Raw genomic sequence first — 14,364 nt, 5'->3', positions numbered from 1 at the left:
TAACCCGTTCCCAACACGTCTCGGAAGGGGGGACAAACCCATACGCTTCAAGCTAAAAATGGCCAACCCGCATCACGCTCTTTACCAAGCTCCAGCTTGGGAAAGACACCCTAGAAGCTCCCCCCTTCGGCTGCGCTCAGGGCAAGCCTTCGACAAGGCTCTCCTGAGCGCAGCCGAAGGGCTCAGGGCAAGAGCTTCCTGAGACCGACACAACCTCCGCACATTCCCTGACTCACTCGTTCAATCTTTCTTGATTTTCGGGAAGCTAGAGCTTCCTGAACAAGTTACCCAAGCTGGAGCTTGGGTAACAGCATATTGTAGTTTTTGCGACTACGACTGGCCCCTGATCGGACACTTGGCTTCGGCAAGCTGAAGCATCTTGCTAATCAGGTCCAATTTTGGCGCCGAATTTTGAACCATGAAAAGAATATATTCTTCGCTAAAACTTAAAAAAATCCTGAAACCAATCCTTCGCTTTTTCCACCTCGGTTTGTACGCATGGGGAACTGCTAGTAGGCGCCGATCCGCGAATGAATGGAAATTGCCTGACATTTTCACAGTCCTGATTAGCCAATAGCCCTGTGTACGGGTCGATCCAAACCGTGTCGACATTATCCGGCGGTGTCAAAACGACCGGAATACTGGAAATCTGTTGCATCACGTCGGACCAAATTTTCAACGCACCGGTCGAGCCGGTTAATCCCGAAGGTTTATTATCGTCGCGCCCAACCCATACGACCGACAGATAATCGCCGCTGAAACCGGCGAACCAGCTATCTCGCAATTCATTGGTCGTTCCGGTTTTGCCGGCCAACCCGAAATCTCTCGGCAAATAATTATAGGCCGATCTGCCGGTACCGTCAGTCATCACTTCCTGCAATATGGTATTGGTAATATAAGTCGCCGACGGATCGACCGATTGCCGCACGTTAAACGGGTAACTTTGTAAGCGCTTGCCGTTGCCGTCGACAACGCCGCGTATCGCTCTGAGCGGCGTGACAAAACCGTCTCCAGCTAGGGTTTGATACATTTGCGTGACGTCTAAAGGCGACAGCGGCGAGGCACCCAATAACAGAGAAGGATATAAATCGACAGACCGATTCACGCCCAGATCCTTTAAGGTCTTTGCCACTCTCGCGATACCGACATCCATGCCGATTCGAACGGTCGCGAGATTGTAAGAGTTCGTCAAGGCCTTATGCAGCGGCACTTCACCATGTTCGGTATTATCATAATTTTTCGGCGTCCAATTACCTTTGCCGCTTTTTACGGTAATCCGAGTGTCGCTGACCGGAGTCGTTATCGTATATTTAGCCGGATATTCCAGCGCTGTCAGATATACCACCGGTTTTATCAACGACCCTATCGGGCGCACCGCATCGAGTGCCCGATTGAAACCGGCCGAGGTTTTATCCCTGCCTCCCGCCATCGCAACAATTTCCGCGCCTTCCCGACGCGTCACGATCACTGCCGATTCCAATTCATTCGCGCGAGGATTTTTTTCAAGTTCGCGCATTTTTACCGCCAAGGATCTTTCCACGGCTTTTTGCACTCGAGGCTCCAATGTGGTGAATATTCTCAAGCCTTCGGAAGTCAGGTCGTCGTCTTTGTATTCTTGCTGCAATTGACGCTTGACCAAGTCCATAAAAGCCGGATAACGATTGACCGCTCGATGGGTTTGCGGCATCACTTCCAGCGGCTGTTTTTTCGCTTCTTCAGCCTGTTTTAGCGTGATAAAACCTTGCTCATGCATTTTATCGAGCACTAACTCCCGCCTTTTCAATGCACGTTCGGCATGCCGGCGCGGATCGTAATAAGAGGGGCCTCTAACCAATGCGACTAGAGTCGCCATCTGCGCCAAGGGTAAGTCATTTAGGCTTCTGCCGAAATAAAATTCGCTCGCCAAGCCGAAACCATGGACGGCACTGGCACCATCTTGCCCCAGATAGACTTCATTCAGATATGCTTCAAGAATTTCGTCTTTACCGTAACGATACTCGATGATCAACGACATAAATACTTCATTGATCTTACGCCAAAAACTACGCTCGGACGTCAAATAAAAATTCTTGATCAATTGCTGGGTGATCGTGCTACCGCCCTGAACAATGCCGCCCGCCCTGACATTCGCCAGCATCGCCCGCAGAATCGCTTTGATCGAAATGCCGTAGTGATTATAAAAATCACGGTCTTCTGTCGCGAGCAAACCTTGAATCAAGGTATTCGGAGTTTCCGATAGTTTAATCAAAATCCGGTCTTCCTTACGAGTCGGATAAAAGCTGCCTATTTGAATGGGATCTAAACGGGCAACAGCAACCGTTCCCCTACCCGACAAATCGGCGATATCGGTAATTTCACCCGGGGAGAATCGAATTTGTAATGCGCGACTATCTTGAGACTGATCCCAGAAATCGAATGCACGGGTTTTAACATTGATAAATAATCCCGAACGATAATAGGTCCCTTCGGAAGATAACTGCGAATCCTGGCGATATCGCAATTGCTGCAGAAGCATTTCAAAATCGGCGATATTCATTCTATATCCGGCATAAAGCTCTTCCGGATTAGCATAGACACGCGCCGGAATCGCCCAACGCTTGCCTTCGAATTGCCTACGAACGTTATAATCCAAATAACCGATGTAACTGGATAATATAAATACAGCAAATACAAAGCCTAATAACAGGATTTTTTTAAACCACCCGAAACGGCGATGAGTTTCCGGGCGCTTTTTATTGCGAGTCTCGCGCCTACGCGGCTTTCTGGTCGTTTTCTTGGGCGTTACGGATTTTTTGGGTTGTCTTGCCATGATGTTGCGGTTTTAATTACCAAGAAGTCATTTAAATATGCGCCCACACGAATAGTAAGCCTATGACTTACCAGTCTTTTTTGAAAAGAGGAAACTATCGACAATCCGGAAGACGCGAGTATTATGACTATAGTAGCGATGATTGCTTAAAGAAGCGTTATCCTAGCCCAGCTTTAACATTTTCCGACCATAAATTTTAAAAGCTGGGTGACCCCATAATTTTCAATACCTCAGTCCATAAACACTAAATTTCTTAAGGCTGGGCTGGTGCCTCTGCCGAACCTTTGTATGACTCAACGAGGTATTATCTTAGAAAAAGCATTTCACCATGAAGATCATGAAGAGTAAGAAGTTAATTCAATAACTTATTATACGTTTGCATCGAACTTTCGCTCACCAAAAAGGCTAGCGAGTATGTTTAGGTAATTTCTTGAAATCCTTCGTGAACTTCATGTGCTTCATGGTTAAACTGCCGAATTTAGGATTATTTGAACTTAGGATGAGCCTTAATTATATAGAAAACGCGTGCTTTTATCGCCTTCTATTAATAGTTGCTGCAGCGGAATGTAACCTTGCTCGATCAATAGCTGGCTTGGCTTACCGAAAATATAACCTTGTCCATAATCGATACCAAGATCAATCAGAATTTTAATCACCCGAGGACACTCGATAAATTCCGCAATCGTTTTTTTACCGAGTTGCTTGGCAATTTCGCTCATTGATCTGACCAGTACTTGATCGGTATCGTCATTGACTAAATTTCGAATAAATTGTCCATCGATTTTTACAAAATCGACCGGAAACTTCTTTAAATAATTGAACGAACAAAAACCCGCGCCAAAATCGTCCAATGCAAAATGACAACCCAACGCTCTGATCTGATTAATCATCTGCCGAGTTTGCTCGAAGTTATCGACCGCCGAGGTCTCGGTGATCTCAAAGGTAATCCGCTCGGCATTGACCCAAGACAATTCCAGTTTTCTTTTGATGGTCGGCAATAAAGCATCGTCCTGGAAAGCGACTCCGGATAAATTGATCGACAACGATACGTTAGACAATTCGGGGGGAAGCTCAGCTAAAAAATCAATCGCATTCTCAACCACCCACAAGTCGATGCTGTGTATTAAACCCATTCGTTCGGCAACCGGAATAAACTCGGAAGGGCTAATGACCTTGTTTTCATGCCCCCGCATTCGAATTAGTACCTCATAATGCGAAACCTCGCCTGTTCTAAGATTCACTACCGGTTGAAACATCAAAAAGAAATTTCGCATTAACAAAGCATCCCTAATCAAAGGGACCCAATAAACATCGCGATGCCGTTCTTTTATGGCTTTATCTTCTTCGTTATAAAACCAGACCATATTTCGGCCGTTTTGTTTCGCCAAGGAACAAGCTTGGTGCGCTCTAGATATCAATTCCTCGGGATGTTGGATAACTTTAGCGGATTGCAATGTTGCGATGCCGATCGACGCAGTAATACTGTAGCAAACATTGCCGGTTTGAAATCGGCTTTCATTGAGCCCTTTGCGGATATCTTCGGCAACTTCGCGAGCCTGAAGACCGGATATAGTATCGAAATACAGGCAAAACTCGTCCGAGTCGATGCGGGCAAACCAAGCCTCGAGCCTCACCAGCTTTCGAATCGTTGCCACGACATCGATAATCAATTTATCGGCCATATCGAAGCCTTCCAAATCGTTAATCAAACCGAACCGATCCAAATCAATCAACAACAATGCGCCGTTTTGCTGCAGCTTTTGATTCCGCGTCAAACTCAAACGAATATAGTTTTCTAGCTGCGTTCTATTCATCAAGCCGGTCAATTCGTCATGAGCGACCAAATATTTTAATTTAGCATCGAGCAATTTTCGCGTCGCCAACTCATTGATCAACCTTTCCTGTTGTTGGTAGCGTATAGAACGTTCGCTTTTAAGTAGCAATAACATTTCTACTAAAATGATAAGCTCAGGCCCACGAAGCGGCTTACATAGTTCGTAGATCAGCGACGATGACGCGGAAGCATCGGGCACTTGACTTGGGCGTTCGTTTTTAAGAATTATAAAAGGTAAAAAAACGCCCGCTTGTTCACCCGAAAGTGAATGACACATATCTCTAACGTGCCCGCCGGGCAAATCTTCATCGACAATAATCAAGCCTAACTCTTCGGCGTTGTCTACATAGGGCCGAATGATGCGATAAATATCTCCGCATTCAGCGGCAATCGCAAAATTAGAAAACCCTTTATCTATCAAAATCGTTTCAATTTTTGCGACAGTTTTCCGATCTATTCCGGCAATGATGATTTTACTTTGTCGCTGAGAGTTATTTAACATCGTGCTCACTGGTTGATGTGGTAAATGCTTGACGGGCTTCCTATACGGACTATTTCTCGATGAAGCCCTTGATTTATCGCAAGCCTCACCTAAGCTTGACTGAAATACACTATAAAATTTCAAAATTTTAACAAGTATAATGAAGAAATCCGTTTTGCCAATGCCGCATTCCGACTCGCCCAATTTAACCGCAGCCGATTTATTGAAAGGCGATCTTCAATTAACATCGCCGCCGGCGATTTATTTCGAGCTAAAAAAAACGCTTGAAGATCCGCATAAATCGATCATCGACGCCGGCGAAATCATCAATAAGGACCCTGCCTTATCGATACGATTATTAAAATTGGTCAATAGCGCTTTCTTCGGCTTCCCATCCCGCATCGTCACGATCAGCCACGCCATCACGCTAATCGGCACGCAAGAACTGCAAAACCTAGTCTTGAGTACATTAATCATCGATCGCTTCTCGATGCTGCCGAACGGCATGCTTTCGATGCATGATTTTTGGGCGATGAGCCTAAGAAGCGCATTAACGGCTAAAGAACTAGCAGACCATTGGGATACTGACGAAAACGACGAAGCGATTTTTATTTGCGGCTTACTCCATGAAATCGGCAAACTGGTATTTTATCGCCGCATTCCCGAATTAGCCCGAGAAGTCGGGCTACTAGTCGAATCGACCGATGCCGATGAAATCGAAACCGAACGAAACCTAATTGGTTTCGATCATTATGAAACAGGGGCGGAACTCGCAAAATTGTGGAAGCTACCCGAAATCATCAGTGCAACGATTGCCCTCCATGCCTACCCCAACAGCGCTAGTCGTTATCAAACCGCAGCCGCAATTGTGAGATCGGCCAACCGGATCGCTAAAATGGCCTTTTTCGATACTGAAACCGACCTGTCGGAAGCCGGTATTTCCGACGAGCAGTTAAGTAATATCATCGACAAAGTCCATGATCAATTCGAGGAGATTTTCAACATATTTTACCCGCACCGGTAACGCGCCATTACGCCGGTTATACCTATCGGAGATCAAAATTCGGCACCGGCGTGCCCGTCAAAGGACGCCGTGAACCCAGCACCTAAATTATCCTGGACAATTAATCCTAGCCAATGAGCTATGGAATTTAAGTGCTGGGTGAATACGTCCTTGTAGTCTCTATGCCAGCTCCATGCTGGCCCCTCACCTAACGCTAGGTGAGGGGCCGAGCACCCCGGTGCCTCCTAAGGCACTGCCGAAATTTGAAGTGCGAAGGGTATAAATTATATTTCCAATACAACCTTGCCCTGCGTATGCCCTTCTCCGATCAAGCGATGCGCTTCAGCGGCTTGTTCCAATGGCAGGCAATGCGAGACAAGCCCTCGCAAATGACCGGATTCGATAAATTCGGCACAACGATTTAGAATTTCTATGTGCTGATCGCGCGCCGAATCCAAATTTCGCAACATCGGCGTCAACATCAATTCGAAACCGATTTTGAGATTTCGCATACGCGCTTCCGACCAATCCAAGGCTCCGGGATCGAGCAGCGTGACCAAACTTCCGAAATGCGCAGTGGCTTCGATGCTGCTCTTGAATACTTCGGGCCCTACCGTATCCAAGACGACATCGGCACCTCGCCCGCCGGTTAATTCATTGACTCTTTCGGCGAAGTTGCATTGGCGATAATCGATTGCTTGATCCGCGCCCAAGCTTAAGACAAAATCGGCTTTCGATTCGGAACTCACCGTCGTTAAAACCCTGGCTCCTTTCAATTTGGCCAATTGTACCGCGACATGACCGACGCCGCCGGCCCCGGCATGAATCAAGACGATTTGGCCTTCCTGCAAACCGCCGCGATCGAACAACGCGCCCCATGCGGTAATCAACACCAATGGCAAAGCCGCCGCCTCGACGAATGACAAAGACTTAGGCTTAAGCGCGACCCAACGGCTATCGAGCACGGTATATTCGGCATAATTGCCGGGCTCCCGCCCCAACCCACCGTTGCAAAACCAAACTTCATCACCGGGCTTGAAGTCTTGTACCTCGGCGCCCACTTCGACAACCACCCCTGCGCCGTCGCAACCCAGTACTGCCGGCAAGGCGTCCGGATAAAACAAACCATTACTTCTAACCTTGGTATCGATCGGATTGATGCCGGCCGCCTTGAGCCTGACTTTCAATTCGGTCGGTTTAACAATATCGGGCTCCGCGATATCCGCCCATTGCAACACCTCGGGGCCGCCGGCTCCGGTCATTAAAACTGCCTTCATCTGATTTTTCTCCTGTCGATATACTGCGCATAGTTCAAGCCAGCGCAAGTCCCGACCACTGATCATAGTAATGTTGATAGGTATGGCGCTTCAGCAAAAATGCATTTCCCGAAGTCATGCCGTATATATCCGGTAGATTATAGCCGTTGAAACGATGCGCTTTGACCAAGGCATAGGCGCCGGCATCCGAAAACACCAATCGATCTCCCTCTTGCAACGGTCGATCGAAACGATATTCCCCGAAAATATCCCCGGCCAGACATGTGGATCCCGCCAAAATCGCCGAATACCGCCCATTGGGGCAATGTTCGAGCAACGGCGGATGCCATTGGTATTCGAAGACTTCGGGATGATGATTGACCGAGGTATCCAATACCGCGATGGATTTGCCGTCGCTGACGAAACAATCGACCACCGAAGTCGCCAAATAGCCTGCCCTTCCAACCAAGGCCTTGCCAGGCTCGATCAACACTTCGAGTCCGAAATCCTCGTGCAATTGCTTGACCGAATCGATAAAAATATCGAACTGCCCGATTTGATCGTATAAATAACCTCCACCGAGATTCAACCATTCCAATCCGGAAAAACCGTTACCGAGCCTATTTCTTATCGCCGTCAAGGTTTGAATCAGCGGTTCGAAGTCCGATGCCGAAAAGATGTTATGGAAATGCAATCCTTTAATCCGACCGGTCAAGGCATTCATATCCAATCCCTTTAAATCGATGCCGAGTTTCGAATAAAGCCGACATGGATCGTAGCGCCGATCATCCAAAAAAGAGAGCTTAGGATTCAAACGCAAACCGATCGAAGCGCCTTGTTCCCAGTACTTTGTAAACAAATCTAGCTGACGATAGGAATTGCAGCTCACATGTGAGCAAATCCGCGCTAGCTCTTCGACTTCGTCCGCTCGTATGCCGGGCGTGGTCAAATGCACCGACCCAATTCCAGCCAATACTTCAGAAGCCAACCTCGCTTCGAACAAAGAACTTACCGAAAAGCCGTCGAGATAAGGCTTCATCCTATGCAAAATCGGTAAAAAGGGTAAAGACTTGATTGAATATAAAACTTTACAACCTGACCGATCGCGAATATTGCTCAAGGTCTGCAATGTTGTTTCAATCGCATCGAGGTCGTAAACAAAGGCAGGCGTTTCTTCAAGCTGTTCCTTTAATCGCGTCCATCGCATCGTCAAAATCCACCCCTACCCCGATAAACTTCAGATTCGGTTATAACATAATCCATATAAATATCGTGTCCCTCCATGATGATTTCAGGCATTATCTGCGCTTCGAAACAAACCCCAATTAGCACCGTATCTTTTCCGACACTTTTAAATAGACGATCGTAATAACCGGCGCCATTGCCTAAGCGCCCTCCGCTTCTATCGAAAGCAACACCCGGAACCATGACTAAATCCAAAGCTTCGGGCGCTATTTCCTTCCCGGACTCTCCCCACCGCTCTTTCGGCGGCTCGAGTATGCCCCACATTCCAGGCTGCAATTCTTGCAAGTCCTCGAGTTTCCAAAGACCCAATCGGTTTTGACCATAGGCATCCTTGGTGCAATAAGGAACAACTATCTGCTTATCGCCCGACAACTGCTCGCGAACCCTATCGCGCGTTCTAACTTCGGAGCGGCAATGTAGATAAAACATAACCGTCTTGGCCTGCCGATAAGCGGCATGCCCTAGGAATTTATCGACTATCTCCCGGCTAACCGCATCCTTATCGCGCTGAGCGTTTCGCGCATCGTAAGCTTGTCGGCGCTGTTGGGCTTTATCAATGTGCATCATGGTTCATCAGAATGATTTTCGATTTAACGTCAATTATACCGGCTGCAACCTTAAGGGGCACCGCCATTTTTAACCCGATCATGGCAAACCATAAATGAACAAAAGCACACCAAGTCTAAATACCCACTCGTCATTCACCGCTCACAAAAAGCGCTAGCCATTTTTAAAATACTTTATTTTCTTTTATACTGGGTAGCTAAATTTTAAGGAGGGGGGAACCCGTGGAAAAACCATTTATTTTACATATGCTCACAACCGCTAAAAACCTAAGTCCGTTCGACGTCAATATGGCACTCGATGCGGGTTGGGTTTCGGCAATACCCTATATCAATGTAGAACCCAGCGAAGTTCGCGGCCTAGTGCAAGACGCTATTTTTTCACGCAGCCCTAAAAGCTTGAAAAAAACCGGCATTTTTATCGGCGGCAGGGATACCAAACAAGCGCTCGATATGCTTAAAACCGCCAAAAACTCGATGGTCCCGCCTTTTGAAGTCTCCGTTTTCGCCGATCCGAGCGGCGCATTTACGACGGCAGCCGGCATGGTCGCGGCAGTCGAACACGAATTGCAAAAAACCTTCAACACTACTCTTGAAGGCAAAAACGTGCTTGCCTTGGGCGGTACCGGACCAGTGGGTCAAGCAGCAGCCGTTATCGCCGCTCAGGCCGGTGCAAACGTCAGAATCGTCGGACGCCAACTCGAAAAAGCCCAGCGTATTGCCGATCTTTGCAGCAATGAATTCGGCGAAGGTACCATTCAAATCATGGCCGGCGCGGATGCGGACAAAACCGAATTTATGAAAACCGCCGATGTCGTCTTCGCGACAGGTGCCGCCGGAATTGAACTGTTAAGCGCCGAGCAAATATCTTCGGCACCGCAATTAAAAGTCGCGGCCGACGTCAACGCCGTTCCGCCATCAGGAATCGCCGGACTCGACGCATTCCATAACGGTGCGCCTCTGCCCGAATCGAAAAGCGGCGCGGTCGGCATTGGCGCATTGGCTATCGGCAATGTCAAATACCAAGCGCAAAACAAACTGCTCAAGATCATGATCGACTCCGAAAAACCGGTCTACTTGCATTTTACCCATGCATTCGAAGTTGCCCGCGATTTCATCAAAGCCAACGCTTAACGACTTAAATTAAGAGGAAATTCAATGGAGAAGCGCAGTATCCTGCACATGCTGGACCCGATGCCCAATAACAGCCCTTTCGATGTCAATATGGCTTTGGACGCGGGATTCGATGTTTTAATACCTTACAGCAATGTCAAATTGGACGGCGTTCACGGATTGACGCAAGATGCCGTTTTCTCCAGAGGGCCCACCGGTGTGAAACGCACCGGTTTGTTTATCGGAGGAAGAGATATCGGCTTGGCGATAGACATGCTGAACGCCGCGGAACAAGCGATGGTGCCGCCGTTTGAAATTTCGGTATTCGCCGATCCAAGCGGCGCATTCACAACCGCAGCGGCATTAGTCGGCTGCGTCGAAAAAGAACTGAAAACCAAGCATAACCTTGACTTAAAAAACGCGAAAGCATTGGTGTTCGGCGGCACCGGCCCGGTCGGCATAGCCACAGGCGTCATCGCTTCGCTAGAAGGCGCCGAAACAATTTTGATAGATCATCTTTCAGCCGAAACCGCAAACGATTTGGCCAAAGAATATAATAGACGCTTTAAATCCAATCTAAAAGGCGCCAGCGCTTCGTCTGACGAACAAAAAGCCGAACTGATCGCCGATGCCGACATCATCTTCTGTACCGCGAAAGCCGGAATACAAGTCATCAACGGCAAAGTACTGAGCCATGCCAAAGCACTTAAAGTGGCCGGCGATGTCAACGCAGTTCCTCCGGCCGGTATCGAAGGCATAAAACTCAACGATTTCGGCCAACCCATAGCACATGCGCCAAACGCGGTCGGTATCGGCGCGTTAGCCGTAGGTAACGTCAAATATCAATTACAACACCTACTGCTCGCATCAATGCTGACTACCGATAAGCCTTTATTTTTAGACTTTAGAAATGCCTTTGCCAAAGCAAGGGAAATTTTATAAACAACCTTTCTCTTGCTCCATGATTCCGTATCGATTAAATCGATGCGGAATCGATATAATCGAACTTGATGGCGAGCCGCGTCAATTCGACATCGTTCTTCACTTTTAGTTTATCGTAAAGCCTGTAGCGGTAAGTGTTAATCGTTTTATCACTAAGCGTCAGCATACCCGACATTTCTTTTATTGTTTTACCTTGCAAGATTAATGAGACGACCTCCGACTCCCTTTGGGAAAGCTTTGAGAAAGGAGAATCATTACCGGGCAACTTCATGAATGCTAAATTGTTTGCCACCTCCGCGCACAAATAACGCTGCCCGGCCATAATCTTTCGAATCGCGGCGACCATTTCGTCGACCGGCGAACTTTTGGAAATAAAGCCCAACACCCCCATTTTCAAAAGCTGCAACGGTATCGGTCCATCGTTACAAACAGACAGCACAATAATCTTCATATCCGGATTATCTTGCAGAATTCGCCGACAAGCCTCAACGCCGCCAATACCCGGCATGCTGATATCCATGACCACCACATCGGGATGCAACTCCGTCACCGCCTCGACGCTTTCCTCACCGGTTTTTGCCACCGCCACAACCTGAATATCACCGGCTTTATTTAAAAGCGCTTCAACTCCGGAACGAACAATTTCATGATCATCAACAAGCAAGACTTTTATCATATTAATAATTCGTTAAAAGTAATATAAAACCAAATAGGATGAGAAAACCCTAATTTTACCTAGGCTCGTTCGATAGACATGTAAAAAAGAAACATCCGATTTCTTTTTTACTCTAGTGTGCCAAAATCGATATTATATTTCAATTCATATGACAATTGTCTTTACTGATTGCTTGGATCATCCGCCCAACCTACTTAAAGGAATATTTCCTAACCAAGCGCTGCCAAAATTTCATAACCTAATGAGCAGCGGTACTCAAGCATTCCCACGCAGAGCGTCAATGCCATTAAGTTAAGATCCTTGGAGTTTTCTCCCCTCTTTGAAAAAGAGTGGCTGGGGGAGATTTTTCCTCGTTCCCATCGCTCCAGCGTGGGAACGCATACCGATCTGGTTTCGACAGCCAAGGTACGGATTCCCACGGAGGACCGTGGGAACCAGAAAAGGCTTAACTTAATGGCAGTGAAGCAGAGCGTGGGAATGCTTATTTCCAGGGGACTGAATAGTTACAATGAGCGAATGTTTGTAATTATTCAGCATAAGCACTTTTGCGTAAATAACTTCCCTATCTATGGAGGGCCTTGATTTATAATCAATACTGAAACCAATCCGACCAGAGACGACAAATAGCTTCGAATGTTTAATTCAGCATTTCGCAAAGTCCCTTTTTTCCTTAAACCATTTGCATAGCATTGCCTAAAATAAGCCGATGAAAAAAAGCAACTTGCTAAACCACACTTTTCAGAATACCAAAAAGAAACTAAATTACTCGACTGGTCTAGGCTTTTTATGCGGCATAGTGCTGTGCTTATTTATCGGTCTTTATGCAGCCAATGACTCCAAGTCATTCATGAATTGGACAGGACTTTTTATTGTCATCGTCGGCACGATTGCTTCGGTACTGTTGAGCTACCCCTTAAGAGATATCATTAATGGATTAAAATCGGTCAAACTGATTTTTCTTTATGAAAGCTTGAACCCTCAACATGAAGCCGATGAAATCATCAATGTTTCGAAAATGTGGTTCACACGAAACTTCTTAGCCATTGAAAACATTATCGATACGATCAATAACCCTTATCTGAAAACAGGCTTTCAACTGGTTGTCGATCAAACGCCTGTCGATGATATATTATCGTTATTAAAATGGCGGATCGCTCGACTGAAAGCCAAAGAAAAAGCTGAAGCCAATATTTTCCACAGCATGGCAGCCTTTGCACCGGCCTTCGGCATGCTCGGCACATTGATCGGCTTGATTAACATGCTGCAAATCATCGACATGAGGGATATTGGCGCCATCACCTTCAATATGGGGGTTTCTCTAATCACGACATTTTACGGCTTGATACTAGCCAATCTCGTTTTTACCCCGATCGCAATCAAACTAGAAAGACGCACCGAACATCGCGTAATGATTATGAGCATGGTCATGGAGGGCATCACGTTAATCGCCGACAATCGCAGCCCTTCGTTTGTTCGAGAAACGCTCAAATCATTTATTGCTCATTATGACAATGAACTGAAAATCGATGAATAAAGACCCTTTTTTCAAACTGCAGTCTTCGCAAACATTTGAAGAATTAATGGAAGATAGTCATAAGCCGGGAAATCAAAACTGGCTCATCAGCTATCTCGACGTATTCGTATTGATTCTAATGTTCATCATTACGCTCATAGCACTCAGCGATTTTTCTATTGAGACCGAACCGAAGGTATTGATCGTTACCCCCCAACCGATTAAAAAACCTAAATCGGACTTACCTAAAACCGAACGGGTTATCAAAGAACCGCCTCCAACTATCAGAACAAAGCCCGAACCGGCTGACGAACCACATAGAGAGCCTCCCAGCCCTTCGACTGAAACACCGGAGGAGCCGATTGTGAGCGACAAAATAACACCCAACACTGAACCGGAAGAAGCTTTTTTAATACCCAGCCCGGAAACAACGCCACAGGAAACACTACACTCAAAATTATCGGAAAAACTAGAACAAATGGGCTTGGATAAGTCGGTAGCGATCAAGGTAACAGAGGATTATGCACAACTGGAAATCCAAGACAATATTTTATTCGAGTCATCGCAAGCCAACCTGACCGACCCAGGCAAACATTTACTAGACGATCTAGTACCTCTGTTACAACAGGCTGTCGGATTGATTTTCATCGAAGGTCATACCGATGATCGTCCGATTAAAACCGTTCAATTTCCGTCAAACTGGGAATTAGGCGCAGCGAGAGCCACAAGTGTTTTGCACTACTTGACGACACAAGGCCTCGAGAGCGCTCGAATGCGCGCAGTGACTTACGCAGACACGCAACCGATTGCCGACAACGACACCCCTGAAGGTAGGGAAATGAATCGACGCGTGAATATTTTGATTAAGGTTAAGGAACAAACCGCTCGATGATTTTATCAAAGTATTTCTATTACGAACCCTGAAACAT

Annotated in this window: 11 protein-coding genes; 5 read left to right on the top strand and 6 right to left on the bottom strand. The window is 46.8% G+C overall.

All coding sequences use genetic code 11. The features are described 5' to 3' along the window. Positions 1–439: 439 nt before the first annotated feature. A complete protein-coding gene (gene mrcB, locus WJM45_RS08475) occupies positions 440–2,809 on the bottom strand; it encodes a penicillin-binding protein 1B (protein WP_341328517.1) in 2,370 nt (789 codons plus the stop codon). Positions 2,810–3,315: 506 nt separating this feature from the next. After that, positions 3,316–5,145, bottom strand: a complete 1,830-nt coding sequence (locus WJM45_RS08470) for a bifunctional diguanylate cyclase/phosphodiesterase (RefSeq protein ID WP_341328516.1) — start codon at positions 5,143–5,145, stop codon at positions 3,316–3,318. 139 nt (positions 5,146–5,284) lie between these two features. Between WJM45_RS08470 and WJM45_RS08465 the strand changes: the two genes are divergently transcribed. Continuing rightward, positions 5,285–6,148: an HDOD domain-containing protein gene (locus WJM45_RS08465; RefSeq protein ID WP_341328515.1), complete on the top strand. Its 864-nt coding sequence runs from the start codon at positions 5,285–5,287 to the stop codon at positions 6,146–6,148. Between the two features lie 263 nt (positions 6,149–6,411). On the opposite strand, the gene WJM45_RS08460 is transcribed toward WJM45_RS08465, so the two are convergent. Genes WJM45_RS08460 through WJM45_RS08450 form a run of 3 tightly spaced genes read right to left on the bottom strand, consistent with a single transcriptional unit; the run spans position 6,412 to position 9,195 of the window. Further along, positions 6,412–7,404, bottom strand: a complete 993-nt coding sequence (locus tag WJM45_RS08460; RefSeq protein ID WP_341328514.1) for a zinc-dependent alcohol dehydrogenase family protein — start codon at positions 7,402–7,404, stop codon at positions 6,412–6,414. A 34-nt stretch (positions 7,405–7,438) separates the two neighbouring features. Beyond that, positions 7,439–8,590, bottom strand: coding sequence for a carboxynorspermidine decarboxylase (locus tag WJM45_RS08455; protein WP_341328513.1), 1,152 nt, complete (start codon positions 8,588–8,590; stop codon positions 7,439–7,441). 2 nt (positions 8,591–8,592) lie between these two features. Beyond that, entirely contained in the window at positions 8,593–9,195 is a 603-nt protein-coding gene (locus WJM45_RS08450) for a 5-formyltetrahydrofolate cyclo-ligase (protein WP_341328512.1), read from the bottom strand. Positions 9,196–9,416: 221 nt separating this feature from the next. Here WJM45_RS08450 and WJM45_RS08445 point away from each other — a divergent pair, with 221 nt between their 5' ends. Both WJM45_RS08445 and WJM45_RS08440 read left to right on the top strand, forming a co-directional pair. After that, positions 9,417–10,325, top strand: a complete 909-nt coding sequence (locus WJM45_RS08445) for an NAD(P)-dependent methylenetetrahydromethanopterin dehydrogenase (RefSeq protein WP_341328511.1) — start codon at positions 9,417–9,419, stop codon at positions 10,323–10,325. A gap of 24 nt (positions 10,326–10,349) precedes the next feature. Next, the gene (locus WJM45_RS08440; protein ID WP_341328510.1) at positions 10,350–11,246 is read left to right on the top strand and encodes an NAD(P)-dependent methylenetetrahydromethanopterin dehydrogenase; all 897 of its coding nucleotides are present in this window, start codon (positions 10,350–10,352) and stop codon (positions 11,244–11,246) included. Between the two features lie 34 nt (positions 11,247–11,280). On the opposite strand, the gene WJM45_RS08435 is transcribed toward WJM45_RS08440, so the two are convergent. After that, positions 11,281–11,922, bottom strand: coding sequence for a response regulator (locus tag WJM45_RS08435; protein ID WP_341328509.1), 642 nt, complete (start codon positions 11,920–11,922; stop codon positions 11,281–11,283). 706 nt (positions 11,923–12,628) lie between these two features. On the opposite strand from WJM45_RS08435, the gene WJM45_RS08430 reads away from it, so the two are divergent. Together WJM45_RS08430 and WJM45_RS08425 are read left to right on the top strand one after the other, a co-directional pair. Then, on the top strand, positions 12,629–13,456 hold the full coding sequence (locus WJM45_RS08430) for a MotA/TolQ/ExbB proton channel family protein (RefSeq protein WP_341328508.1): 828 nt from the start codon (positions 12,629–12,631) through the stop codon (positions 13,454–13,456). Next, positions 13,449–14,327: an OmpA family protein gene (locus tag WJM45_RS08425; RefSeq protein ID WP_341328507.1), complete on the top strand. Its 879-nt coding sequence runs from the start codon at positions 13,449–13,451 to the stop codon at positions 14,325–14,327. Before WJM45_RS08430 ends, WJM45_RS08425 begins: the two co-directional genes overlap by 8 nt. Positions 14,328–14,364: the final 37 nt, after the last annotated feature.

It is taken from the genome of Methylotuvimicrobium sp. KM2 (assembly GCF_038051925.1).
Classification (GTDB): Bacteria; Pseudomonadota; Gammaproteobacteria; order Methylococcales; family Methylomonadaceae; genus Methylotuvimicrobium.
Note: the sequence above shows the minus strand (reverse complement) of the source record. Positions and strands in the feature narration are given on the sequence as shown.